The sequence below is a fragment of the Novosphingobium aquiterrae genome, from assembly GCF_042434435.1.
Lineage (GTDB): Bacteria > Pseudomonadota > Alphaproteobacteria > Sphingomonadales > Sphingomonadaceae > Novosphingobium > Novosphingobium aquiterrae.
On sequence record NZ_JBHLTL010000006.1, the window covers coordinates 580,342 to 602,762 of the forward strand.

Genomic DNA, 22,421 nt, shown 5'->3' on the forward strand with positions numbered 1-22,421 from the left:
CATGAAGGCCGTGCTGCTCGCTTCCGCTCTTGTTGCCTGTCTTGCCGCCACGGCGGCGCAGGCCGAACCGGTGCTGATGATCTCGATCGACGGGCTGCGTCCCGGCGACGTGATCGAGGCCGAGCAGCGCGGCCTCAGGCTGCCCAACCTGCGCAAGTTCCTGACGGAGGGGGCCTGGGCCACCGGGGTCAAGGGCGTCCTCCCGACGGTTACCTATCCCAGCCACACGACGTTGCTGACCGGGGCCAGTCCGGCGCGGCACGGGGTGGTCAGCAATACCACCTTTGATCCCACGCAGATCAATCAGTCCGGCTGGTACTGGTACGCCAGCGACATCAAGTCGCAGACCCTGTGGCAGGCGGCGGCGACAGGCGGCTATTCGGTCGCCAACGTCCACTGGCCAGTCAGCGTCGGGGCCGGGGGCGTGACCTGGAACCTGCCGCAGATCTGGCGCACCGGGCACGACGACGATGCCAAGCTGGTTACCGCTCTGGCGACGCCGGGGCTGGTTGCCGCGCTGCAGAAAGCGACCGGCGAATCCTATGCTCCGGGGATCGATGAAAGCATCGCCGGGGATGAAAACCGCGGCCGCTTCGCTTCCCAGCTGATCGCCAGCCGCAAGCCGGGGTTCGCCACGGTCTACTTGACCGCGCTCGATCACCAGCAGCACCTGGACGGGCCCGATACGCCGGGCGCCCATGCCGTGCTGGAACGGATCGACGCGATTGTCGGCAAACTGGTCGCGGCCGAGCTGAAGGCGCGGCCCGATGCAGTGATCGCGGTGGTCAGCGATCACGGTTTCGAAGCGATCAGCACCGAAACCAGCCTGTTCCGCGCCTTCATCGATGCCGGGCTGATCAAACTGGATGCCAAGGGCAAGGTCAGCAGCTGGGACGCCATGCCCTGGCCATCGGGCGGATCAGCTGCCGTGGTGCTGGCTCGTCCAACCGACGCCGCGCTGGTCGCTAAGGTCGGCGCGCTACTCGCCGCGCTCAAGACCGATTCGGCCACCGGCATCGCCGCGATTGCCGATGCCAAGGCGATCGCCGCGATGGGCGGCAATCCGCAGGCCAGCTTTTATGTCGACTTCGCCCCAGGTGCTTCTGCCGCCAACTTCGCCGGGGCCAATGCGCCGCTGGTCGGCCCGTCCAGCTACAAGGGCACCCACGGCTATTTCCCCGCCGCGCCGCACATGCGCTCGACCTTCCTGATCAAGGGCAAGGGCGTGCCGAAAGGCCGTTCGCTTGGCGAGATCGACATGCGCGCGATCGCACCGACCCTGGCGAAGATCATGAAGGTGCGGCTCGAAGGGGCAGAGCTGCCGGCGCTGGCGTTCTAGCGCGCTGCAGCGGACGCGGCGGGTTCGAATAGGACTTGTTGCAGCGGGTCAAGTTCAGCATGGTCGGCGCAAGCTGCCATGCTGAGCAAGGACCCCCGCATTGTCCCTCCGTCCGTTCCATCTTGCCTTTCCGGTCCGCGACCTGGCCGAGGCGCGCGCCTTCTGGGGCGGAGTCATGGGCTGCGCCGAAGGGCGATCGTCCGATCAGTGGATCGATTTCGACTTCTACGGACATCAGCTGGTCGCGCATTGCACCGGCGCGCAGGCGGGCGATGCGGGCAAAAACCCCGTCGACGGCCACGGCGTACCGGTGCCGCACTTCGGGATCGTCCTTGAGATGAGTGATTGGCAGGCCCTGGCCGACCGCCTGACCGCTGCCGGCGTGCACTTCGAAATCGCACCCTATGTGCGTTTCAAGGGCCAGGTCGGCGAACAGGCCACCATGTTTTTCCGCGATCCCAGCGGCAATGCCATCGAGATGAAGGCCTTTGCCGATCTGGGGCAGCTGTTCGCGAAATAGGGGGTAGAGGCTATGCATCTTGAGCTGACTGGCGAGGACTTGGCGTTCCAGCATGAGGTCCGCGACTGGATCGCCGCCAGCCTGACCGACGATATCCGCGAAGCTGCCGCCAAGGCCGGCAGCGTCTTCGTCGAGAAGGCCTATGGCCTGATGTGGCAGGCCAAGCTGGCGGCAAAGGGCTGGGCCGCGCCGTCATGGCCGCAGGAATATGGCGGCACCGGCTGGACCGAGTCCCAGCGCCACATCTTCGCCGCCGAATGCCGTCGCGCCGGCGCGCCATCGGTTGCGCCGATGGGGCTGCGCATGGTCGCCCCGTGCATCATGCGCTACGGCACCGCAGAGCAGAAGGCGCATTACCTGCCGCGGATCCTGGCGGGTGAGGATTACTGGTGCCAGGGCTATTCCGAACCCCAGGCGGGATCGGATCTGGCCGCGCTGCAATTGCGCGCCGACAGCGACGGCGATCATTACGTGCTGAACGGCTCGAAGATCTGGACCACCCACGCCCACGTCGCCAACAAGATGTTCTGCCTGGTCCGCACCTCACGCGACGCGGCGCGTCAGGCGGGGATCACCTTCCTGCTGCTCGACATGGCCAGCCCGGGGATCGAGGTGCGGCCGATCCATTCGATCGCCGGCGATCACGATTTCAACCAGGTGTTCTTCGAGGATGTCCGCGTGCCGATGTCGGGCCGTCTGGGCGAGGAAGGGCAGGGCTGGACCGTGGCGAAATACCTGCTCGAGTTCGAGCGGACCAGCGCCTATGCCAGCGGCCTGTTCGCCGCGCTGGACGATGTGCGCGCGGCGGCGGCGCATGCAGGCCTGCTCGAATCGCCTGAATTCCGCCGCAAGCTGTCGCTGGCTGCCGCGCAGGTCAGTGCGATCGAAGCGGTCGAGGCCGTGGTGCTGTCGGCCATGGCCAGCCAGGGCAGTCCCGGTCCAGCATCCTCGATCCTCAAGGTCCAGGGGACCGAGGCCGAGCAGGCGATCCAGGAATTGGCGGTCGAAGTCGCCGGGCCCTATGCCGCCGCCGATCAGCACGACGCCCGCCAGATCGGCAGCAATGTCGCGCCACTGGGCGATGGCTTCACGATGATGGCGGTGCCGCGCTATCTCAATGGCCGCGCCGCCTCGATCTACGGCGGATCGAACGAGGTCCAGCGCGGCATCGTCGCCAAGGCCGTGCTCGGGCTGTGATCAGCCCAGCTGCGCATCCTCAAGGATCGCGGCGCGCAGTTCGGCGATGCCCATGCCCTTTTCCGCCGAGGTCACGTGGACCACAGGGAAAGCGGCGGAATGCTTGCGCGCTTCGGCCTGGGTTGCGGCCAGCGCGGCTTCCAGCTCACTCGCCTTGATCTTGTCGGCCTTGGTCAGGACCAGGCGGTAACCGACCGCGGCCTCGTCGAGCATCTGCATCATCTCGCGGTCGACCGGCTTGGGGCCGTGGCGGCTGTCGATCAGCACCAGGGTGCGTTTCAGCACCACCCGCCCGCGCAGGAAATCGCGGACCAGCCGCTTCCAGTTGTCGACCACCTTGATCGGTGCCTTGGCAAAGCCGTATCCGGGCATGTCGACCAGCCGCAGCCGGGTCGGCTCGCCCACTTCGAAGAAGTTGAGCTCCTGCGTGCGGCCCGGGGTGACCGAGGCCCGGGCGATCGATTTGCGCCCGGTCACGGCATTGATCAGGCTGCTCTTGCCGACATTGGAGCGTCCGGCGAAGGCCAGTTCCGGAAAGTCCGGATCGGGCAGGAAAGCCAGCGAAGGCGCACTTTTCAGGAACTCGACCCGGCCCGCGAACAGGCGGCGCGCCTGTTCGGTCAGGTCGTCGGCATCGTCCACCGGATCACCCCCGTGCCTTGGCCCGCGAGGCATCGGCCGTGTCCTTGTCGGCCTGGGCCTTCAATTGCGGATGCTTGCGGTAAAGGTAAGTCTGCTGGGCGATGGTCAGCACGTTCGAAGTGATCCAGTAGATCAGCAGGCCCGCAGCGAACGGGGCCATGATGAACATCATCATCCACGGCATGATCGCGAACATCTGCTGCTGCACGGGATCCATCTGCGCCGGGTTGAGCTTGAACTGGAAGTACATGGTGATGCCCAGCAGCAGCGCGAGGACACCGATCCCCAGGAACGCCGGGGGATTGAATTGGAGCAGCCCGAACAGGTTGAGGATGTGCAGCGGATCGGGGGCGGAAAGGTCCTTGATCCACAGCACGAACGGCTGGTGGCGCATTTCGACCGCCAGGATCAGCACCTTGTACAGCGCGAAGAATACCGGAATCTGCAGGAACATCGGCAAGCATCCGGCGAGGGGGTTGACCCCTTCCGCCTTGTACAGCTTCATCACCTCTTCCTGCTGCTTCTGCTTGTCGTCCTTGTAGCGTTCCTGCAGCGCCTTCATCTTGGGCTGGATCGCGCGCATTGCCGCCATGCTGGCGAACTGGCGCTGGGCGATCGGGAACATGATCCCGCGCACGATCAGGGTCAGCAGGATGATCGCGACGCCGAAATTGCCGGCCAGGCCGAACAGCGACTTCAGCAGCCAGAAGATCGGCTTTTCGAACCAGCGGAACCAGCCCCAGTCAATCGCTAGGCCGAACTTGGGCACGCCCGCCGCCTCGTACTTGTCGAGGACATTGGATTCCTTGGCCCCGGCGAATAGCCGGGTGGTGCGGGCCAGCTCGGTCCCCGGAGCGACCGTCGTATCGCCATAGACCAGATCGGCACGGAACACCTTGTTGCCCAGGCTGCGAAAGCTGCTGGTGGCGCCGGCGGCATCGGGGATCAGCGTCGACATCCAGTAGATATCGGTGAAGCCGACCCAGTCGGTCTTGCCTTCGTTGGCGACCTGGCCGGGTTCGCTGACGTCCTTGTAATTGGGGCCGAAGCTGACCGTGCCGTCGAAGGCCCCGAACGGACCCGAATGGACGTTCCAGGTATCGACGCTGGCGGTCTTGTCGGTGCGGTTGATGAAGGCAAAGGGCTTGACCGAGACCGGCGCGGTTCCGGCATTGGTCACGGCCTGCTTGACCGTGATCATATAGGCATCGTCGATGCTGTAGGTCAGGCTATAGGTCTGGCCGGTGCCGTTGCTGGCGGTCAGCGTGACCGGGGTCTGCGGGGTCAGTTTTGCCCCGGTAGGGGCAGTCCACACCGTTCCGGCATTGGGCGCGCCGACGCCCTGGCCAAGGAAGCCGAACTGCGCGAACTGCTGCGCCGGGGTTCCCGCGGGGGAGAAGATCCGCTGCGGCCCGCTGTCCTTCTGGATCGCGGCGGTATGGTGGTTGAGCGTCAGGTCGTCGATTACCCCGCCGGTCAGGTTGAGGCTGCCCGACAGCCCCGCCGCGGCGATCGGCACGCGGCCCGCGGGATTGAGCGCGGTCTTCAGATCCTGCGCCTCCAGCGCCTGGTCGGCGGCGCTGGTCAGTCCGCCCTCGCGGGTCGGCTTGGCGCTGGCCGCGGCGCTGGGCGCGGGCACGGCGCCGTCTGCGGCGACAGCTACCGGCTTGGGCTTGTTCGCCTGCGGATAGAAATAGCGCACCCCGGCATCCCAGCCGAACAGCAGCAGCGCGGTCAGCACTACGGCCAGGATGATGTTGCGCGAATTGGTCTTGTCCACGAAGGCGTCCCTGTTTTTCGTCAATGCGGTTCAGATGGGGGGTGTTTTAGTCGGATCAAGCAGTTCGCGGTTCACGGCACCGGATCATGGCCGTGCCCGCCCCACGGATGGCAGCGCATTATACGCTTCGCCGCCAACCAGCTACCCTTAATCGCGCCGTGTTTCAGCCAGGCTTCGATAGCATATTGCGAGCACGACGGGGCGAAGCGGCAGGTCGGCGGCAGCACCCGTGACGGGCCCAGCTGCCAGCCGCGCGCGATCAGGATCAGCACGCGCTTCATCGCCGGTCCCCGCGCGGTTTGCGCGGCGGATCGCCCTTGCCCTGGGCGGCGCGCGACAGCGCCATGGCCAGTTCCTCGCGCAGCTTGGCAAAGTCACGCTCGACCCCGCCGTCGCGGCCGATCAGCACGTGGTCGTGCGCGGCCAGGCCTGCCTCGGGCAGCATTTCGCGCAGCAAGGCGCGAAAACGGCGCTTCATCCGGTTGCGGACCACGGCATTGCCGATCTTCTTGGTGACGGTGATGCCAAAGCGCATCGTCGCGCCGCCGTTGGGGTGCACCAGCAACACAAAACCGGGACGTGCTATGCGCAGGCCCCGGTTAGCGGCTAGGAAATCCGCCCGCCGCGAAAGGACGGACAGGCCCAAGGTTTAGCTCAGGCGGACAGCTTCTTGCGGCCGCGGGCGCGGCGCGCGCGCAGCACCTTGCGGCCGCCGACAGTGGCCGTGCGGGCGCGGAAGCCGTGGCGACGGGCGCGAACGAGGCGGCTGGGCTGGAAAGTGCGCTTCATGGGTAGAAACCTTCGAATCTCTAAAACAAGGAATGCCGCCCATGCGGGGAGGCCGAATTACAGAGGCGGGCCGTTACGTGAGGTGCCCGGACGAGTCAAGCGGGGAACGCGCCTAATTCAGGCTGACCCAGGCCTTCATGTCGCCCGCGGTCAGCCACTTCGCCCGTGCGAAGGGGACCGAGTTGGTCATGGCATAGAACGCCACGGCCTGCGGCGCGGTCATGCCCATTTCGCGGTAGTAATCGAGGTAGGCGCGGTTTTCCGGCGCGTCGGCGGGATAGTCCCTGGCCTCGCGCCCGTCCTCGTCTTCCCACGAATGAACGGCAAATTCCGCGCCCTCGTCCGCAATACGCCGGGTGCCGGCTAGGAACAGCTCGACCCCGCCCGAGCGGACCGAGCCGCCTGCCGGGACGTGGGTAGCCATGCCGCGGGCGTGGATCATCCGCCCCAGCCGCAGGTTGGCGCGGTCATCCTCGGTGCCGGGGCATTCCAGCATCTCGATCACGGTGATGCCGGGGTGGGCCTTGAGCATGGCTTCGAACTGCGCCGGGCTGCGCGCGTCGGTCACGTCGACCAGCGCGGCGCGCGTCGCATCCAGCACCCGGAACGGACCGTAGGCGGCGATCCCCTTCGGCATGGCCGGCGGCGCTACACCTACGATCCGTTCCGAGCCCCCCTGGCTTTCGAAGACGGTATCCTCGATCGTCACCACGGTTTCGACCACCGCGTCGCGCGCGCTGGCCGGAACGGCGGTCAGCGCAAGCAGCGGCAGGATTAGGGCGGCGAACAGACGCATTGCAGTCTAATCGCCCAGATCCCTTTACTGCATTGCCAAGGGGGCGGGTTAAGAACAGGTTACCGTCGATTCAGCAGAACTTGTCCTCGACAGAGCGCACGCGGTCGGCCATCACCGCAATACTTCGTATTACTACAGGGGCTTGGCTTTGGTCGCGCTGGTTTCGACGGTTGCCTATCTCGGGCTTGAGGCACGCAGTGTCGAGGTGCAGTGCCAGATCGCCCCCGGCCTGCCGCGCTTCAATCTGGTTGGCCTGCCCGACAAGGCGGTCAACGAAAGCCGCGAGCGGGTCCATGCCGCGCTGGCGGCGATGGGATTGTCGCTGCCGCCCAAGCGGATCACGATCAACCTCTCACCCGCCGACCTGCCCAAGGAAGGATCGCACTACGATCTGCCGATCGCACTGGCGCTGCTGGCGGCGATGGGGGTGACCGATGCCGAGCAGCTGGCCGACTATGTCGCGGTGGGCGAACTGGCACTCGACGGGCGGATCGCGGCGACGCCCGGCGTGCTGCTCGCCGCGCTCCACGCCGCGCAAGCCGGCAAGGGGCTAGTCTGCCCCGCTGCGCAAGGGGCAGAGGCAAGCTGGGCAAGCGGCGTGGCGGTGGTCGCCGCGCCCGATCTGGTCAGCCTGCTCAACCACCTCAAGGGCACCCAGCAGCTGGCCCCGCCCCAACCGGGGGAGGCCGCGCCGCCGGGCTTCGGCCCCGACCTCAGGCAGGTCAAGGGGCAGGAAACCGCCAAGCGCGCATTGGAAATCGCCGCGGCGGGCGGGCACAACCTGCTTCTTGGACGAACTTCAAGACCCCTTGCGGATGTTGAGAACTTTGAGGCCGAATTGCTTGAAGTGGTTAGATCGCGGTATGCTGCCGCCGTCCATCGCGGAGTTAGCTGGGGGAACCATGAAGATTGAGCGGGCTCAGGTCTTGTTGGCAGTTGGGGGTGGGGTTGTAGGGAGCATTTGCACTGCCGCCGTTTTCTTTTTTGGCACCGGAGCGGCCTACGGGCGCTTGCAGGCTAACGTTCAGAACCTTCAAGACAGGCTGAAAGCAATCGAGCGGCCCGCCCCAAAGGTGGCTCTGGGAGACGTCTGTTTGGAGATAGTGCAGGCATACACTTCGGCGACAACCGATGCCCTGCGGGGCGGCGTTCGGCAGGAGCAATTGGGACGCTTGATGGAGAAGATGCGCTGCTTTTCTGACGTCTCCGCCGCTGCTTCAGACTCAGCAGCCTCGGAAGAAAGTCCCGTGTCCTCGAAGCCGAGTGAGGAAGGCGAAGCATCGAAGGACGCACAGCGGCTTTCAGCCGAATGACTTGCGCAAATACGTGCAGACAACTTGCGCATCCTCTCCCGCATCTGAGATTAAGACCTTACTCGTTGGGTTAGAGGAATCAGGTTGCCAACCTCGCAACTTTAGCCACTTTAGTGCTTAGTGCGTTTGGAGCTTAGATGACGATGCGGACCCTTACGACCTTTTGCGTAGCTCTAAGCTTGCTCTCAGGAGTTCCTGCGCTGGGCCAATCGTCGGACATACCCAAGCGGGCGCCAGCAACTGCGAGAGACGTATTCCTTGGGTGCAGTCTATTGATTCGTGATGAGACGTTGACCTCTGAGACTAGGGAGGACCGCTCCCAGAAGCCTTATTCTGCGCTGTCATGTGCTGTGACGGCATTAGTGGCGATAGGTTATGAAAACCGAATAAAGCCGGGCAACGAGTGGGCCTACTGTTTGCCGAACAACGCCTCAACCTCAACACCTTCTAACCAGCAGAAGGCGATGGCCATGGTGTATGTGGATTTCTATGAGAAATACGGGATCAAGGACCCGGGTATGCAAGGGCTGACCATGATGCTCTATGCTCTCAAGACCAGCTGGCCCTGCAAGTAAGCCGGTCGAAAAAAAGCAGGGCAAAGCGCGCCCACCGTCTAAGCCGACAGCCGCGCCACTAGGTTACTTACGGTCGAAGGGTGCCACATTCCGCCCCGCGCTGTCCTAATGTGCCTGCGGTTCAACTCACCGGCCACCTGAGCTAGCGACGTAGCGCCGCCCGCGCGGATGTCCTCTAGGACCTCCCGCAGGTCTCCCGCGAAGGCGTCAGCGTTGGCCCGGATCGCGGCCACTGAGGCTCCGTTGCCCTTGGCGGCCCTGCGAAGTGCAGCGGCTCCGTTAGGGTTTCCCAGCCGGGTCCCTCTGGCCTTGGCGGCTGCTAAGGCCTCCCGCGTCCGGGTTGCGGTTGCCTTGCGCTCAGCCTGCGCCACGGCGGCCATGATATGCACGGTTAGCTCCGTCGCCTCGGGCATATCTGCCGCAGCAAACCGCGCCCCGCTCTCCTGCAAGGTGGAGAGGAACGCGACGGAACGGCTGAGGCGGTCGAGCTTTGCCACGACTAGGACGGACCCTGTCAGCTTGGCTAGGCGAAGGGCCTTGAGCAACTCGGGGCGGTCGGCGCGCTTGCCGCTCTCCACCTCAGTATGCTCCGCCACCACATCCCAGCCCCGGCTATCGCAGAGCTTTCGCACGGCAAGGCGCTGAGCCTCCAGCCCTAGGCCAGAGCGGCCCTGAGCCTCAGTCGAAACACGGTAATAGGCCACAACCCTGCACATAACTGCCTCCATACAAACCGGCGCAACGTCCGTTAGGCCATTTTGTATTACAGGATTGTAAGCGGTGAAATGGGGACGGGACTCAACTCGCCGCAGGCCGGAGTCGTTTGGACTCAAAGCCCTCACGCTAGTGGAAGCATCACCTTCCGCGCTCCTGCGGTCCTGCTAGCTGGGCTGCCTCACCACAACAGGAGGCAACATGACTGACCATGACTTTGAGCGCCGCTGCGCTGCTATCGCTGAGGCCGTGCGGGAGCGGATCGCCCGACTGCTAGGGGAAGCTGGAAGCCGGAAGCGGTAGACCGGGCTAAGAGAACCGTGGGGGTCCATCAATCCCCCACGGCTCACCAAGCCCCCGCCCGAATGCGCCCCCTGCGGCCCGCCTAGGGACTAGGCCGGGTGGATTGCAGGAGACACGGCGGGAGCCGGTGGAACGGGCTGCCCACCCCACCCTCCACCGGGGGGAACCGGGGCGGACGGCGGGGGCGCTAACCCGCTCCGTAATTTTGTGGCGAAAGTGATTGGTCAGGTGACGTGCGCCCACGTGCGGCGGGACCGGATTGAGGCAATGGCTTGGCGGGTGACGCCATAACGGAACGCCAACGCCTTCGAGCCTGAGGGGCTCTCTCGGATCGCCCTAACGTCTGCCTCAGTGAGCTTGGCGTGTCGCGCGCCTTCACCTCGGGCATGGCCTCCCCCTCTGCCTTGGGCGGGCTTGGGGTCAGCAATCCAGCCGTAAACCTCGTCCCCCAATTCCTCGTCCCATATCCACCCCCACCGCCCCCCCACGGGAGGCACAAAGGGGCGCTCAGGGCGCTTCTCTAGGGCAAGGTGGGCGGGATTGATGCAAGTTGGGTCGCCGCAGGTGCAGCCGACAGCATAGCCCGCAGGAACCTCCTGCCCGGTCCTAGAGCACCACGCGCGGCGGCGGTAGCGGGAGGGGGCGCGGTGGTCGGTTTCCTCAATCCATATCCAGTAGGGAGAGGTGGGGCTGCGTCGGCGGTTGCGGAGACGCACGTGCCAGCAGCCGCTAGCGTTGGCGATCACCCCACGGGTCAACCGCAGGCCCCCACGGGCGCACGGCAGGTCATCGGCGGGGGCGAGCTCATAGCCGTCCGGCAGGGTGCCACGCGGTGCATTGGCGCTGGGCTTGTCGAGCAAGAGGGTCTCCGGTGGTTATGGAAAGTGGCGCGGGGGTTCCTGCCAATCCCGGCTGGCAAGGAACCCCCGCGCACCTGTCCCCACAGACAGGCGGAAGGGGGGCGGCGCTGGGGAGCGCCTCAAGGGCTACAATGGGCAAACCTGAGGTTTGCGATTGTGGAGATTTTGGCCCGCGCATTTCTGCGGGTTTGAGGGGGGCTTAGCAGGACATTTTGAGGTCCCGGGTATTAGGGTGGCTCCCCCCTCAAATGTCACGCTAACCCCTCACAGCAGCAGGAGGATTACAGCGGTCCAAAAGGCTGCCCGCATTGACGGGCTCACCGTGGTCCCCGCAGTGACTTGGGGTCCACGTCATAGGGCACAATGCCGCAGGCCTTCAGTTCGGCGGATAGCTCCGCCTCAGTCAAGACCCCCCAGCCTTTGCGATCATAGAGGGAGCGAAGCTCCGCAAAGGCGTGTTCGCGGGGGACAGTCAGGCCATAGATCGGCGGGCGCGGGTCCCGCGAGTTGACCGGGCCAACCTGCCCGACAAAATCGAGACGGGTTAGCAGGGTCAGCAGGACAGAGGCGGGCTGGGCGTTGACCGGGGCCGCTCCCCGCTGCGCTTGCTTCCGACAGGCGGGGCCGCAGTAGCGGGAGGTGGATCGGCGGGCGCGGTAGCTTGTGCCGCACTGGTCGCAGGATTGCTCCCGGCCAGCGGTGGGGGCCGCCGAAGCGGCCTTCCCGTTCATGCTACCGCTTGCCTAGTCCGGGCTTCAGGTCCGGCTCAGCGGCCCTCCTGCCGGGTCCTTCCGGCTCCTGCGGGGCGGCCTCGGGGGCAGCGGCGGGAGCGGCAGGGGTGGACGGCAGGACGATCGGCTGGGGCTCGCAGGGGAGACGGTGGAGCGGTGCGCCCATATCGACGCGCACGGTCCCGTTGAGCTCCTCAGTGATGACCTGCCGGTTGCGCTCGGCATAGCCGGGGCTGGTCGGGCTGTAGGGGTCGGGAAGGACGGGCTTGTCCTTGGTGCCCCGCTTGGGCCAGCCGCGTGGTTTGTGGCGGCTCATTGCGAGCCTCCGCGCGAACGGACGCGAGCGTCAACAGCGGCCTGAATGCGCTTCTCGCGAAGCGCAACCTCCGCGCGCTTTTCCACCTCTTGCATATCGGCCAGCTTGGCCTGTTGGGTCTTTCGGAGGCCAACGCTCGTTTTGAGCGCCTTATCAAGCCGCCGCTGAGCTTCGATGCCAAGGCCCCCATTGTCAGCGAACAGGAGGCGCGCCTTGTAGAGCAAGTCGGCCTGACGCTGGATCGCGGTGCGGCGGGCCGCCTCGCCCATGACAAAGATAGGGCGGGGGCGGGACTTCCCGTCCGGCCCAACTTCGGTCTCATAGCGAGCGACCTCCGCAAGCTGCGCGGTGATGCGGTCGATCTCGTCAATGGCGCGGTCATGTTCGCGGGTGATGCGCGACCGCTCCTGCCAATACTCGTCCACGTGTCCGGCAAACCCGGTCTTGCTCCGAATGTCCAAGGTGTTGTCGCGCAGGACCTCAGCAACGGCAGCGGCCTCGGCTGCGGCCCGCTTGTGCTGTGGGATGTATTGCAGTTTCGCCTCGGCTGCGGCGCGCAGCATAGGGGGCAAGGCGGCAACGCTCGTGGGCAGGCTCAAATTGGCCTGTTCATTGCTGGTCGAAATGCCGGGCAGGTCAGCCGGGTCGATCGACAGGATCGCGTCGGCGATGTGCTGGTCAGCCGGGTCGATGTCGTAGGTGGGCGGGGTGTAGCTCGCGGTGCCGCTGGCAACCGGGCTTGCGTCGGTGTTGTCGCTCATTGGCGATTATCCTTTTTCTGTGGGGTAGAGGTGCGGGACTGGCCCGCAGGTGTTGCTCAGGCTCGGCCTGAGGCAGGTGAACCTCAGGAGGTCCTGAGGGCGTCCGGCAGGAGACCTGCCGGGAAGACCAATCCCGACAAACCAAACCGCGCAGCGGTGAAGGCCCAGCCTCAGGGGGACCCTGAGGGGCTGACGCTCAGGAGGTCCTGAGGTTGTCTTGTGGGATTGGTATTTGGGAGAGGATTAGGAGTGGTAGGTCTTGCTGTAGGCCTAAAGTGGGCTTCGGCAGGAGAGCCTCAGGTTAACCTCAAGGTGATCCTTGTTCCCGCACCCACAGCCGCGACGTGACGCGCGCGTATACGTGAGGGAGCCTGCGGGAGATGTTTCATTTCACCAAGGGTGTGTGCCAATTAGCTGCGGCCGAAACGGGACTAAAATTGGTTCTCTCTTCAAGGGGGCTGACTAATTGTTGAGGGAGGCACAGCAGGCGCTACACCTCCCCCCGTCGCCTAAGCGTCCGGCGACAATGCAAGCAGCGTTTCTCCGCCATTGATGCGCACAGCGGCCAAGTTGACACTGACCCACGGGCTGGCCGGACGATCACCCGAAATTGCGCCAGACCCAGTGTCTAGCCAGTAATTCCCGGCTCGAAGCCAGACGCCCTCTCGATTAGCGACGCACCAATCTGACCTATCAAGGATTCGCTGACCTGACTGTCCAGTCATAAGAGCGGGGTCGTAGTTGATAGTAGCGTTCGGGACGCAAACACCCAGCAAGTTTGGATGATCGTCCAGGTCGATCAACTCTCCAGCAAACGCTGAGAAGTCTCCGATCCCCGGGGAACCAAGAGAAACAGCGTAGGCGTTTTCCCTTAGCTTCGCCCGCATATAGAGCAGCGATGTCCCGTTCGGGGCAATGGAGTGGAAAATTGTCCCGGCGACTAATTCTGAAACCGGCTGAGGCAATTCAAGTGTAAACATCAAAATCTCCTGTTGTGGTGCAAGCAATTTAGAATGCTTGCTCGTTAAGTGAAGTCGCTAAATCATTGATCGTGAGAGGTTCAATCGGAGAGAATCCCTCAATTGAATAGTTCAACATGGGGCTATCGAGCCAGCCGGTCCGGCCATGCAAAGCGGATTGTGCTCTCGCCGCCTTGTCGCCAGCGGAGGGCTAGAACTCCTGCTAGATGGTCAACCGTAACCCCCTCAAAGATTGCCCTCAGGGCGGCATTCACCCGGCTAATATCGAGTGGCCGGGGCTCCTCCCCAAGGCCCATAGCGTCCTGCAATGCTCCCACGCGGGCCACGACTAGCCCGTGGTCGGCAATCGCCCGCTGGTCCTCTAGGCGGCTGAGGTCCGCCCGCAGGGAGGTTAGCTGGGCCTCCAGCGCACGGACCCGGCTGGCAACGGACTGCGATGGGTGCCGCTGGCAAAGCCCCACCAACCGCTCGACTTCGCTCTCGGTCTCCGCGATCACAGCGGACAGGTTGGCGTGTTCGGCGTCCAGCCCACCCCCCGCTTCCCCCGCCGGGATGTCCGCAAGGATCGCCTGCCAGTCGCGCTCAAAGGCTTCTTGTAGGAGGTCCAACGGGACGGAGCGGTAGGGGTGGGGAGCCGCCCCGGCCTTGGCGCGAGTGCAGACAAGCTTGGGTTTGCCGCCCTTGCTCCCGCTGCCCTTGTAGACCCGCGTCATAGCCGCGCCGCAGTCGGGACAGCGGGCCAGCCCTGCGAACAGGTTGGACAGCGGGGCCTTTGCGCCCCTGCCTTTGACGGCGGGGGTGCGCCCGTCTTTGATCGCCCGGACGGCCAGCCAATCCCCCCGGTCGATTACGGCAGGATAAGCCCCCTCAATACCCTCCTCTAGGCAACGCTCTCGCTTCCCCGTCCCGTAGTCCATCCTGCCGGGGGTCAGGGTGCCAATGACTGCCGGATTGCGCAGGAGCTTGGCGATAGTCGAACGGTGCCACATCGAACTGCGGCCCATAGTCGGGACCTTGGCGGCGTTAAGGCGCTCAGCGATCTTGTGTTCGCCCAGTCCCTCCAGCGTCCAGCGATAGACCCGCCGGACGGTCTCGGCATGGGGCTGTCGCTCCTGCCAATGCTCCCCCGTCCAGTGCAGCCAACCGGGGCCTCGGCTGGTCAGCTTTGTGTCGCGTCCGTCGCGGACCCTAAGGCGCTTTTCGGCCCACGCGGCGGCAACCCGCTGGCCCTTCACCTTGCTTTCCTCATGGGCGCGCCAAGAGACCATTAGGGCGATCAGGAGCGCCGAGGCGTCGCTGTCGAGCCGCTGAGCGTCATACTCCAGTCCGTCGCTTAGCGTGACGACTGTAACCCCTGCCTCCACGATGTCGTCCAAGAGCCGGGAGACCCTGCGGGGCGGCATTCGGCTAATCCGGTCTAGGCTCTCAACTAGCAGGTAGGAGCCGGGGGCGATCAACCCTTCCCGGCAGGCGAAGACAAAGCCGCCCAACCCACTATCCTCTGCCGTGTTGGCCCCCCGGAAGGCGGAGACCCCAAGGTCCTTCAGGTTCAAGGTTTCGTCCAGCGCAACCGGGGCAAGGCCGTCGGCTTCCCGTTCGGCATTCTTGCGGGAGACCCATCGGGCCGCCGCGTCGGCCTGCCTTCGGAAGCTGTCGCCTTGCGCCTGTTCGGGGGTGGAAAATCGGGTGTAGCTGTAGACGCGCGGGGCTTCGGCAGGGAGGTCCTGCGGGATGACCCTGAGGGCGGCTGATTGTCTCATTCGTTGCTCCTGTCGTTTACGGCGGGGCCTCACTCCCCAAAGGGCTGACCAATTGCCGGGGCCTTCACTCCCCAATGGTGTGTGCCAATTGGGGTCTTCAGGAGCGTCTAATGCTGATGATCGGGCCGCCCGGCGCGGGCAAGTCGCTGCTCGCTTCGTGCCTGCCCGGGATATTGCCTGAGCTCTCCGCGGCCGAAGCGCTCGAAGTGTCGATGGTCGCCTCGGTCGCGGGCACGCTGGAAGAGGGGCGGATCAGCCGCGCCCGGCCGTTCCGGTCGCCACACCATTCGGCCTCGATGGCGGCGCTGACCGGCGGGGGCCTGCGGGTCAAGCCAGGCGAGGTCAGCCTGGCCCATCTTGGCGTGCTGTTTCTCGACGAATTGCCCGAATTTCAGCGCGCGGTGCTCGATTCGCTGCGCCAGCCGCTTGAAGCCGGGGTGGTCGATGTCGCCCGCGCCAATGCCCACGTCACCTTTCCGGCACGAGTCCAGCTGGTCGCGGCGATGAACCCGTGCCGCTGCGGCCACCTCGGCGATCCGGCGCTGGGCTGTTCCCGCGCCCCGCGCTGCGCCGCCGACTATCAGGGCAAGGTCAGTGGGCCGCTGCTCGATCGGATCGACCTGCATGTCGAAGTCGACCCGGTCAGCGCTGCCGACCTCGCCCTGCCGCCACCCGGCGAAGGCAGCGCCGAAGTCGCCGCCCGCGTCGCCGCCGCGCGTCGGGTCCAGACTGCGCGGCTGGATGGCACCGGGCGGCGCAGCAATGCCGAACTCGACGGCGACTTGCTCGAAATCCACGCGACCCCGGACGACCCGGGACGCAAGCTGCTGCTCCAGGCCGCCGAAGCGATGCGCCTCTCGGCGCGCGGCTACACCCGGATGCTACGGGTGGCGCGGACCATCGCCGATCTCAGTGGGAGCGAGGGGGTGGGGCGGATCCATGTGGCCGAAGCGCTGAGCTACCGCCGGACCGCGCCGCGGGCTTAGGCAGGTAAAATGCTCAAGATCTTTGTCCGCGCAGTCTTGGTTGGGACTCTAGCCGGGGCCTGGCTCCCAGTCATGTTTGCATTTTTGGCCGCGATGCTTGTGTTGTCAGATTCGACCGATTGGACTTCTAAGTTGACACTGATTGCGTCCCTTGTTGGCTGGCCAATCATTATCACGCTCTGTTTCGTGCTTCTTTCAAGCTTGCTTATCGGAGTCCCTGCGACGCTGCTTTTTCGCAGGACGAAAGCGGACGTGCCTATAACGTACGCAGCCTTAGGTGCTCTAACGGGACCATTGATGGTTATGGCCGCAATGTGGATTCAACGTACCGGCTACGGCGTCTGGCCTCTCGCGCTTTCAATATTCAGCGGCGGGATGACGGGCTGGACGTGGGGTACGCAGCGAATGATCTGGTTCGCCGAGCACACCAAGGCCTAACTTGTCACACTGAACTTGTTTCAGGGTCCTTAGTCCCGCACGATTCGCTGCTCGCAATTGCAACCATAATTTGCCGGCTGGCTTGTCAGTTCGCACTTTGCCACGAACGACGAAATCTATCCTGAAACACGTCCGGGATGATGATCTTAAGCATGCCGTTCTTGAATTGCAGGCTTCGTTCAGATCGCGAAGAGCAGCCGGTCGGTCTCGCGCGGTAGGGCGTCATCCTCCAGCGCCAGCGGGTCGAAACCGTCTTCGGTCACCGCGACGTTGCTGAGGCCCTTGAGCTTGAAATAGCCCAGGCGCCGCTCGTCGTCGCTGCGCCAAGCCTTGCCGGTGTTGAGCGCGCCGACGTAGAGTTCGTCGTGGCGTTCGAACAGCTGGTGCGGGGCGAGGACCAGCTGGGTGCTGTTGTAATCGGCGCGGATCAGGACGCGGCGGGCGATCGCTTCCAGAAATTTGCGTTCATCGCTGGCGGGCAGGTCCGGGGCTTGTTGCATTGCAGCATAATGCGCAAGATGCGCGAAAATGCAAATCGGAATACGTAGGCATTGCGCCCAGGTCGTTCAGCGCAGCGCGTTCAGGGCCGGGCGGACTGGGGCGTCCGAATCGTCATGCACGGCCGCGCCGACGTCGGCCCGGTCGCGCCATTCCAGATCCTTGGGGCCCAGGGTGCGGCCGTCGTGGGCATGGATTTCAATCGGGGCGATCGGCCGGCCGTCCACGCAATCGCACAGCACCGGATTGCTCGGCACGCCTTCGCCGTACTTTTCGCCCCACTGGCGCAGCGCCAGCATCGCCGGAAGCAGGTCCAGCCCCTTTTCGGTCAGGCGGTATTCGATCTTGCGGCGATCGTCGGGCAGCGGCTCGCGCTTCATGATGCCGTGCTCGACCAGGCGGGCCAGCCGGTTGGAGAGGATGTTGCGGGCAATGCCCAGCACGCCCAGGAACTCCTCGAAATGATGCAGGCCGTTGAAGGCGGCGCGCAGGATCATAAACGACCAGCGTTCACCCATGACCTCAAGCGCTGCGGGCAGGCCGCAGTTCTGGCTATCGAGCGGTTCGTGGAGCTTTCCCATTGGCGATCCTCTTCTTGGTGCAGACCCTAACGCATTCCGCCTTGAGGGTGCACAAAAAAATCTTTGCTGCGACGCACAGTTTCACGTTGCAACTGAAAACCTATCCTGATAGGTAGTGATTCGCAACGCAAATCGACATGCCCTCCCTCCCAGGATTGCCGATCCCTGTGTGCAGACACGAAAAGGGGAAATACCATGATCACCCAGACCCAGAACGCCTTCCCGCGCCTGTTCCTTGCCGCGGGCCTTGCCCTGGCCGGCACCATCGCCAGCTTTGGCGCCACCGTCTCGCCGGCCCATGCCGGCACCAACGCCTATTCCGCGACCCTGGCAGCGGGCCTTGAAGCCCCGGCCAAGAAGGTCGTCAACGGTGTCCTGTGGAAGTGCGAAGGCGATTCCTGCGTCGGCGCCGTCGACGGTGCTCGTCCGGTCAACACCTGCCGCCAGGTCGTCAAGACCTTTGGCGCGGTTTCCAAGTTCGCCACGCCCAAGGGCGATCTTGGCGCTGAAGACCTTCAGCGCTGCAACGCCGCCGCCTGAGGCGTAATTCTCCAGGCTTCCTGACAGCCCCCCCTAGACAGGCCTCCGTCGCAAGACGGGGGCCTTCTTTTTTGGGCTCAGCCGAGCAGGCCGCGGGCGCGCAGATCGCGTTCGAGGCCAGCGGCATCGGTGAAATGGTGCCCATGCCAGCCGCGTTCGCGCGCGGCGGTGACATTGGGCAGGCTATCGTCAATGAACAGCATCGTTTCCGGGGCATGGCCAAAGCGCCGCTCGGCCAGCGCGTAGATCGCCGCACCGGGCTTGGTCAGCTTTTCGTCGCCTGAGACGACGATATCGCGGAACCGGTTCAGCAGCGGAAAGGTCGGGGCAAAGCCGGCCCAGGTGTCGGCGCCGAAATTGGTGATCGCGTAGAGCGGCACGCCGCCCGCATGCAGCGCCTCGACCAGTTCGGGGCTGCCCGGCACCGGCCCGGGGATCGAATCGTTGAAGCGCGCGAACCAGTCGGCAATCAGCGCGGCGTACTGGGGGAACAGCGCGCTGCGTTCTGCGACCATGTCCGCCGCCGGGCGCCCGGCGTCGTGCTCACCGTGCCATGACAGCGGGATGACCTCTTCAAGGAAGCGATCGAGCGCCGCCGGATCGTCGAAATGGTCCAGATAAGGCAGGCGCCGGTCCCACTGGACCAGCACATTGCCGACATCGAACACCACGGCCTCTATCGCGCTCATGCCTTGCTCCATGGCTCAGAAACAGCAGCGGCCCGCGCTCCGTGTGGAGGCGGGCCGTTGTTAGACCGGCCGGCAAACCGGCCAGCCAGGGCGAATCAGCCCTGGCGCGCCTTGAAGCGGCGGTTGGTCTTGTTGATCACGTAAGTGCGGCCACGGCGGCGAATCACGCGGTTGTCGCGGTGGCGGCCCTTGAGCGACTTGAGGCTGTTGCGAATCTTCATGGTTTCTCTCGTGCGGGCAAATCCCGCGGAAATTGGAAGTGGGGCCGTTATGGGTGACGGGGCGCGAAGTCAAGAGATGAGAGTCATTTTGCTGGTGCGTTCGGCCCATCCGGGCCACTCTTGGCATCACCGGCCCGCTCCCCCTGCCCGACCACCCGTTCATGGTATCCTATGGGTGGTCGGGCAGGGGAGCGGGCCGGTGATGCTGGCTATCGAAGGATGTCGATAGCGCACCAACAAAACTTGGCCTCCGCCCTACTTATTCATCCGGATCGGTCACCTTGAAAGGATCGGTCGGCACCGGCTTCGTCGGCAGCGGCTGGCGCGGCAGGTCCTTGTCGCTGTTGGCGGCCTGCAGCAGCATGGCCGCCATGATCGTCGCCGCCTGGCGCAGATCGTCGCCGCGCATGTGGTCCAGCGTATCAAGGTTGGAGTGGTGGACCCGGCTGTCGTAATCCAGCGGGTCCTGGATGAACTGGTAACCAGGCAGGCCGATCGCCTGCATGAAGACGTGGTCGGTGCCGCCGGTCTTGCTGGTCACCACCCGGCTCGCGCCCATCCCGTCGAACGGGGACAGCCATTTCTTCAGCATCGGTTCGGCGGCGATGTTGTTCTCGGCATAGATCCCGCGAACCTTGCCGCCGCCGTTGTCGAGATTGAAATAGGCTTTCAGGTCATTGTAGCCAGCCTTGGGAGTGATCGGCCAGGCATTGGCCCAGGCGGCATAGGCGGCAATCCCGCCCAGCTTGGGATCGACCGGACGCGTGGCGAGATGCTGTTCGATATAGGCGCGGCTGCCGAGCAGGCCCTGCTCCTCGCCCGCCCACAGGGCAAAGCGGATCGTGCGGCGCGGCTTCACGCCCAGGCGGCTGAGAATGCGCGCCGCCTCCATCACCACCGCGCTGCCCGCGCCGTTGTCGGCGGCGCCGTCGCCCGCGATCCACGAATCGAAGTGGCCCCCGGCCATGACGTAGCCGGCCTTGGGGTCGCTGCCGACAATGTCGCCGAACAGGTTCTGCGCCTGCAAGGTGCTGTCATCGAAGCGCGCCGCAAGGCTTAGTTCGATTTCGGACGCGGGGCCGGTCTTGGCCAGGCGGACCAGGCGGCGGTAATCCTCGGCGGCAAGCTCGAAGGCGGGCAGGGCCAGAGTCTCGCCGGGGCGATAGTTATAGCCTTCGCCGTGGACCAGCTTGCCGTCGCGGTAGCTGATCTTGACCTGGGCCAGCGCGCCTTCGTCCTTGAGGAAGCGGCTGAGGTCGAGCGGATAGGTCACCCGCTTGACCCGGCGGTCCATCGCCGCGGGATCGAAGCTGGGCAGGTCGAACTTGTCGGCCTCGCCGATTTCCTTGTCATCCAGGCGGCGGAACAGCGGCTTGGTCGGTTCCTGCGTGGTCCCGGGCAGCGAGGTCAGGACGATCTTGCCGGCCAGCTTGCCCTTCCATTCCTGCTTCCACAGTTCGAACCGGCCCGGATTGCCGACCGGGGCGATGATGATTGGCGCGCGCAGCGTGCCATTGGTTGGCGGCGACCAGGCGACAGGCATCACCGTCATCTCGATCCGCCGCGGCGCGATCATTGTCGCCCGGTACGAATCGACATTCCAGCCAAGGCCGAAGTCGAAGCCTTCGCGGTGGACGTTCTGCAGGCCCATCGACTGGAAGCGCGCCACGGCCCAATCGGCCGCGCGGCGATAGTTCTCCGAATTGGTCAGGCGCGGGCCGATCCCGTCCATCAGCGCCGAGGCGGTGGTCATCGCCTCGCTGCGGTTGAGCCCCTCATCGATGACGGCATTAACCTGGGCGTCGCTGGCGTCGGCCAGAACGGGCGCGGAAGAGACAGCGGCCAGCGCACAGAGCGCGGCGGCGGCAAGCAAGCCGGATTTCGACATATTATGACATCCCCTAAGACGAATAATGCAGGCTTGCACAACAAAGCCTGCGCGCCAAGGGTGGACTTCCGTCAGGTGTCGCGAATTTCCGACAAACGACGTTCCCAGGCCAGGGCGTGCGCGACGATCGTATCGAGGTCGGCATACTTCGGCTGCCACGGCAGGGTCGCCTTGATCCGGCGATTGTCCGAAATCAGCGCGTCGGGATCGCCGGCGCGGCGCGGGCTGAGCTTGCGCTGGATGGTGCGATTGGTCACCCGGTCGACCGCATCGAGCACCTGCAGCACCGAGAAGCCGCTGCCGTAGCCCGCGTTCATGGTCAGCGAGCGGGCCGGCTGATCGATCAGCGCCTCGAGCGCGAGGACGTGGGCATCGGCGAGATCGCTGACATGGATATAGTCGCGCACCCCGGTGCCATCAGGCGTAGCATAGTCGGTGCCGAAAACCTCGACCGTATCGCGCTTGCCCAGCGCGGCTTCGACCGCGACCTTGATCAGGTGGGTTGCCCCGGCGGTCGATTGGCCGGTGCGCGCGCGCGGATCGGCCCCGGCGACGTTGAAATAGCGCAGCGCGCAATAGTTGATCGGATGCGCCCGGGCGACGTCGGCCAGCATGGTCTCGGTCATCAGTTTGGACATGCCATAGGGATTGATCGGCGCCTTGTCGGCATCCTCGGTCACCGGCGATGTCCGGGGCACGCCATAGGTCGCGGCGGTCGAGCTGAAGATGAAGTGCGGGATCCCGGCGGCCACGGCGGCGGCAATCAGTGCGCGGCTCTTGGCAGTGTTGTTGTGATAGTATTTGAGCGGGTTCTCGACCGATTCGGGGACGATGATCGACCCGGCGAAATGCATCACCGCACCGATCTTCTGTTCGGCAAAGATCCGCGCCAGCAGTTCGCCGTCCTCGATATCGCCCTGGTAGAACGGCACGCCTTCGGGCACGGCCCAGCGAAACCCGGTGGTCAGGTTGTCGATCACCGCGACCGGCCAACCGGCATCGGTCAGGGCAAGGACGGCATGGCTGCCGATATAGCCGGCGCCGCCGGTGACGAGAACGGGAAGTTTCGTGGTCATCGTCGCCATTTAGCGGGAACCTGCGCAAAACCGAAAGCCTAAACCGGCGAACGAATACGCATTCATCGCCGGGAAAGGTGGCAGGCCGAAGAGAGGGCGGGGCAAACGATACCTCCGGCCCCGAAAGG

The 22,421-nt window shown here is 64.9% G+C and carries 23 protein-coding genes and 2 pseudogenes; 8 read left to right on the forward strand and 17 right to left on the reverse strand.

Annotated elements, in window-relative coordinates:
* The first annotated feature begins 1 nt into the window (after nt 1).
* The 3 genes from ACFFF7_RS12605 (at nt 2) to ACFFF7_RS12615 (ending at nt 3,056) form a co-directional block, all read left to right on the forward strand.
* Nucleotides 2-1,339 (forward strand): alkaline phosphatase family protein, encoded by a 1,338-nt coding sequence (locus tag ACFFF7_RS12605; RefSeq protein WP_379481704.1) that lies wholly within the window; start codon nt 2-4, stop codon nt 1,337-1,339.
* Between the two features lie 100 nt (nt 1,340-1,439).
* A complete protein-coding gene (locus tag ACFFF7_RS12610; protein ID WP_379481705.1) occupies nt 1,440-1,859 on the forward strand; it encodes a VOC family protein in 420 nt (139 codons plus the stop codon).
* A 12-nt stretch (nt 1,860-1,871) separates the two neighbouring features.
* Nucleotides 1,872-3,056 carry an acyl-CoA dehydrogenase family protein gene (locus tag ACFFF7_RS12615; protein ID WP_379481706.1) on the forward strand — a complete coding sequence of 395 codons (1,185 nt, stop codon included), beginning with the start codon at nt 1,872-1,874 and terminating at the stop codon, nt 3,054-3,056.
* Here the strand turns inward: ACFFF7_RS12615 and yihA are convergent, their stop codons facing one another.
* From yihA to ACFFF7_RS12645, 6 genes are all read right to left on the reverse strand, one after another.
* A complete protein-coding gene (gene yihA / locus ACFFF7_RS12620; RefSeq protein WP_379481707.1) occupies nt 3,057-3,731 on the reverse strand; it encodes a ribosome biogenesis GTP-binding protein YihA/YsxC in 675 nt (224 codons plus the stop codon).
* On the reverse strand, nt 3,703-5,478 hold the full coding sequence (gene yidC, locus ACFFF7_RS12625) for a membrane protein insertase YidC (protein WP_379481708.1): 1,776 nt from the start codon (nt 5,476-5,478) through the stop codon (nt 3,703-3,705). The genes yihA and yidC overlap by 29 nt, the downstream gene beginning before the upstream one ends.
* Nucleotides 5,479-5,549: 71 nt before the next feature.
* The gene (yidD, locus tag ACFFF7_RS12630; RefSeq protein WP_379481709.1) at nt 5,550-5,759 is read right to left on the reverse strand and encodes a membrane protein insertion efficiency factor YidD; all 210 of its coding nucleotides are present in this window, start codon (nt 5,757-5,759) and stop codon (nt 5,550-5,552) included.
* Entirely contained in the window at nt 5,756-6,124 is a 369-nt protein-coding gene (gene rnpA / locus ACFFF7_RS12635; RefSeq protein WP_379481710.1) for a ribonuclease P protein component, read from the reverse strand. The genes yidD and rnpA overlap by 4 nt, the downstream gene beginning before the upstream one ends.
* Before the next feature lie 8 nt (nt 6,125-6,132).
* Complete coding sequence (rpmH, locus tag ACFFF7_RS12640; RefSeq protein ID WP_039388288.1) at nt 6,133-6,267, reverse strand: 50S ribosomal protein L34; 135 nt, start codon at nt 6,265-6,267, stop codon at nt 6,133-6,135.
* A 112-nt stretch (nt 6,268-6,379) separates the two neighbouring features.
* Nucleotides 6,380-7,063 (reverse strand): alpha/beta hydrolase, encoded by a 684-nt coding sequence (locus tag ACFFF7_RS12645; RefSeq protein ID WP_379481711.1) that lies wholly within the window; start codon nt 7,061-7,063, stop codon nt 6,380-6,382.
* Between the two features lie 148 nt (nt 7,064-7,211).
* On the opposite strand from ACFFF7_RS12645, the pseudogene ACFFF7_RS12650 reads away from it, so the two are divergent.
* A pseudogene (locus tag ACFFF7_RS12650) lies at nt 7,212-7,853 on the forward strand (magnesium chelatase domain-containing protein); the annotation flags it as partial.
* A 112-nt stretch (nt 7,854-7,965) separates the two neighbouring features.
* Nucleotides 7,966-8,376 (forward strand): hypothetical protein, encoded by a 411-nt coding sequence (locus tag ACFFF7_RS12655; protein ID WP_379481712.1) that lies wholly within the window; start codon nt 7,966-7,968, stop codon nt 8,374-8,376.
* A 613-nt stretch (nt 8,377-8,989) separates the two neighbouring features.
* Here ACFFF7_RS12655 and ACFFF7_RS12660 read toward each other — a convergent pair.
* From ACFFF7_RS12660 to ACFFF7_RS12680, 5 genes are all read right to left on the reverse strand, one after another.
* Entirely contained in the window at nt 8,990-9,679 is a 690-nt protein-coding gene (locus ACFFF7_RS12660) for a recombinase family protein (RefSeq protein ID WP_379481713.1), read from the reverse strand.
* A gap of 1,881 nt (nt 9,680-11,560) precedes the next feature.
* Nucleotides 11,561-11,875, reverse strand: coding sequence for a hypothetical protein (locus ACFFF7_RS12665; protein ID WP_379481714.1), 315 nt, complete (start codon nt 11,873-11,875; stop codon nt 11,561-11,563).
* Nucleotides 11,872-12,636, reverse strand: a complete 765-nt coding sequence (locus tag ACFFF7_RS12670) for a hypothetical protein (protein WP_379481715.1) — start codon at nt 12,634-12,636, stop codon at nt 11,872-11,874. Before ACFFF7_RS12670 ends, ACFFF7_RS12665 begins: the two co-directional genes overlap by 4 nt.
* A 509-nt stretch (nt 12,637-13,145) precedes the next feature.
* Entirely contained in the window at nt 13,146-13,616 is a 471-nt protein-coding gene (locus ACFFF7_RS12675; RefSeq protein ID WP_379481716.1) for a hypothetical protein, read from the reverse strand.
* A 122-nt stretch (nt 13,617-13,738) separates the two neighbouring features.
* Nucleotides 13,739-15,376: a recombinase family protein gene (locus ACFFF7_RS12680; protein ID WP_379481717.1), complete on the reverse strand. Its 1,638-nt coding sequence runs from the start codon at nt 15,374-15,376 to the stop codon at nt 13,739-13,741.
* Between the two features lie 110 nt (nt 15,377-15,486).
* Between ACFFF7_RS12680 and ACFFF7_RS12685 the strand changes: the two are divergent.
* Together ACFFF7_RS12685 and ACFFF7_RS12690 are read left to right on the forward strand one after the other, a co-directional pair.
* Nucleotides 15,487-16,362 (forward strand): annotated as a pseudogene (locus ACFFF7_RS12685) (YifB family Mg chelatase-like AAA ATPase); the annotation flags it as partial.
* Nucleotides 16,363-16,371: 9 nt separating this feature from the next.
* The gene (locus ACFFF7_RS12690) at nt 16,372-16,800 is read left to right on the forward strand and encodes a hypothetical protein (RefSeq protein ID WP_379481718.1); all 429 of its coding nucleotides are present in this window, start codon (nt 16,372-16,374) and stop codon (nt 16,798-16,800) included.
* Between the two features lie 179 nt (nt 16,801-16,979).
* Here ACFFF7_RS12690 and ACFFF7_RS12695 read toward each other — a convergent pair whose 3' ends face one another.
* Nucleotides 16,980-17,300, reverse strand: a complete 321-nt coding sequence (locus ACFFF7_RS12695) for a hypothetical protein (RefSeq protein WP_379481719.1) — start codon at nt 17,298-17,300, stop codon at nt 16,980-16,982.
* Nucleotides 17,301-17,366: 66 nt separating this feature from the next.
* Nucleotides 17,367-17,879, reverse strand: a complete 513-nt coding sequence (locus ACFFF7_RS12700) for a winged helix-turn-helix transcriptional regulator (RefSeq protein WP_379481720.1) — start codon at nt 17,877-17,879, stop codon at nt 17,367-17,369.
* A gap of 195 nt (nt 17,880-18,074) precedes the next feature.
* Between ACFFF7_RS12700 and ACFFF7_RS12705 the strand changes: the two genes are divergently transcribed.
* A complete protein-coding gene (locus tag ACFFF7_RS12705) occupies nt 18,075-18,419 on the forward strand; it encodes a DUF8200 family protein (RefSeq protein ID WP_379481721.1) in 345 nt (114 codons plus the stop codon).
* 77 nt (nt 18,420-18,496) lie between these two features.
* Here ACFFF7_RS12705 and ACFFF7_RS12710 read toward each other — a convergent pair whose 3' ends face one another.
* The 4 genes from ACFFF7_RS12710 to galE form a co-directional block, all read right to left on the reverse strand.
* Nucleotides 18,497-19,108 (reverse strand): HAD family hydrolase, encoded by a 612-nt coding sequence (locus ACFFF7_RS12710; RefSeq protein WP_379481722.1) that lies wholly within the window; start codon nt 19,106-19,108, stop codon nt 18,497-18,499.
* 95 nt (nt 19,109-19,203) lie between these two features.
* Entirely contained in the window at nt 19,204-19,329 is a 126-nt protein-coding gene (ykgO, locus tag ACFFF7_RS12715; protein ID WP_004210176.1) for a type B 50S ribosomal protein L36, read from the reverse strand.
* A gap of 259 nt (nt 19,330-19,588) precedes the next feature.
* The gene (locus tag ACFFF7_RS12720; RefSeq protein WP_379481723.1) at nt 19,589-21,217 is read right to left on the reverse strand and encodes a M20/M25/M40 family metallo-hydrolase; all 1,629 of its coding nucleotides are present in this window, start codon (nt 21,215-21,217) and stop codon (nt 19,589-19,591) included.
* A 71-nt stretch (nt 21,218-21,288) separates the two neighbouring features.
* Entirely contained in the window at nt 21,289-22,293 is a 1,005-nt protein-coding gene (gene galE, locus ACFFF7_RS12725; protein ID WP_379481724.1) for a UDP-glucose 4-epimerase GalE, read from the reverse strand.
* Between the last annotated feature and the right edge of the window lie 128 nt (nt 22,294-22,421).

Excerpts from the sequence above, each read along its gene's own strand:
- ACFFF7_RS12605 (WP_379481704.1), top strand. The coding sequence starts at position 2 with ATGAAGGCCGTGCTGCTCGCTTCCGCTCTTGTTGCCTGTCTTGCCGCC.
- ACFFF7_RS12615 (WP_379481706.1), top strand. The coding sequence starts at position 1,872 with ATGCATCTTGAGCTGACTGGCGAGGACTTGGCGTTCCAGCATGAGGTC.
- yihA (WP_379481707.1), bottom strand. The coding sequence starts at position 3,731 with ATGCCTCGCGGGCCAAGGCACGGGGGTGATCCGGTGGACGATGCCGAC.
- yidD (WP_379481709.1), bottom strand. The coding sequence starts at position 5,759 with ATGAAGCGCGTGCTGATCCTGATCGCGCGCGGCTGGCAGCTGGGCCCG.
- rpmH (WP_039388288.1), bottom strand. The coding sequence starts at position 6,267 with ATGAAGCGCACTTTCCAGCCCAGCCGCCTCGTTCGCGCCCGTCGCCAC.
- ACFFF7_RS12645 (WP_379481711.1), bottom strand. The coding sequence starts at position 7,063 with ATGCGTCTGTTCGCCGCCCTAATCCTGCCGCTGCTTGCGCTGACCGCC.
- ACFFF7_RS12655 (WP_379481712.1), top strand. The coding sequence starts at position 7,966 with ATGAAGATTGAGCGGGCTCAGGTCTTGTTGGCAGTTGGGGGTGGGGTT.
- ACFFF7_RS12660 (WP_379481713.1), bottom strand. The coding sequence starts at position 9,679 with ATGGAGGCAGTTATGTGCAGGGTTGTGGCCTATTACCGTGTTTCGACT.
- ACFFF7_RS12665 (WP_379481714.1), bottom strand. The coding sequence starts at position 11,875 with ATGAGCCGCCACAAACCACGCGGCTGGCCCAAGCGGGGCACCAAGGAC.
- ACFFF7_RS12670 (WP_379481715.1), bottom strand. The coding sequence starts at position 12,636 with ATGAGCGACAACACCGACGCAAGCCCGGTTGCCAGCGGCACCGCGAGC.
- ACFFF7_RS12675 (WP_379481716.1), bottom strand. The coding sequence starts at position 13,616 with ATGTTTACACTTGAATTGCCTCAGCCGGTTTCAGAATTAGTCGCCGGG.
- ACFFF7_RS12680 (WP_379481717.1), bottom strand. The coding sequence starts at position 15,376 with ATGAGACAATCAGCCGCCCTCAGGGTCATCCCGCAGGACCTCCCTGCC.
- ACFFF7_RS12690 (WP_379481718.1), top strand. The coding sequence starts at position 16,372 with ATGCTCAAGATCTTTGTCCGCGCAGTCTTGGTTGGGACTCTAGCCGGG.
- ACFFF7_RS12695 (WP_379481719.1), bottom strand. The coding sequence starts at position 17,300 with ATGCAACAAGCCCCGGACCTGCCCGCCAGCGATGAACGCAAATTTCTG.
- ACFFF7_RS12700 (WP_379481720.1), bottom strand. The coding sequence starts at position 17,879 with ATGGGAAAGCTCCACGAACCGCTCGATAGCCAGAACTGCGGCCTGCCC.
- ACFFF7_RS12705 (WP_379481721.1), top strand. The coding sequence starts at position 18,075 with ATGATCACCCAGACCCAGAACGCCTTCCCGCGCCTGTTCCTTGCCGCG.
- ACFFF7_RS12710 (WP_379481722.1), bottom strand. The coding sequence starts at position 19,108 with ATGAGCGCGATAGAGGCCGTGGTGTTCGATGTCGGCAATGTGCTGGTC.
- ykgO (WP_004210176.1), bottom strand. The coding sequence starts at position 19,329 with ATGAAGATTCGCAACAGCCTCAAGTCGCTCAAGGGCCGCCACCGCGAC.
- ACFFF7_RS12720 (WP_379481723.1), bottom strand. The coding sequence starts at position 21,217 with ATGTCGAAATCCGGCTTGCTTGCCGCCGCCGCGCTCTGTGCGCTGGCC.
- galE (WP_379481724.1), bottom strand. The coding sequence starts at position 22,293 with ATGACCACGAAACTTCCCGTTCTCGTCACCGGCGGCGCCGGCTATATC.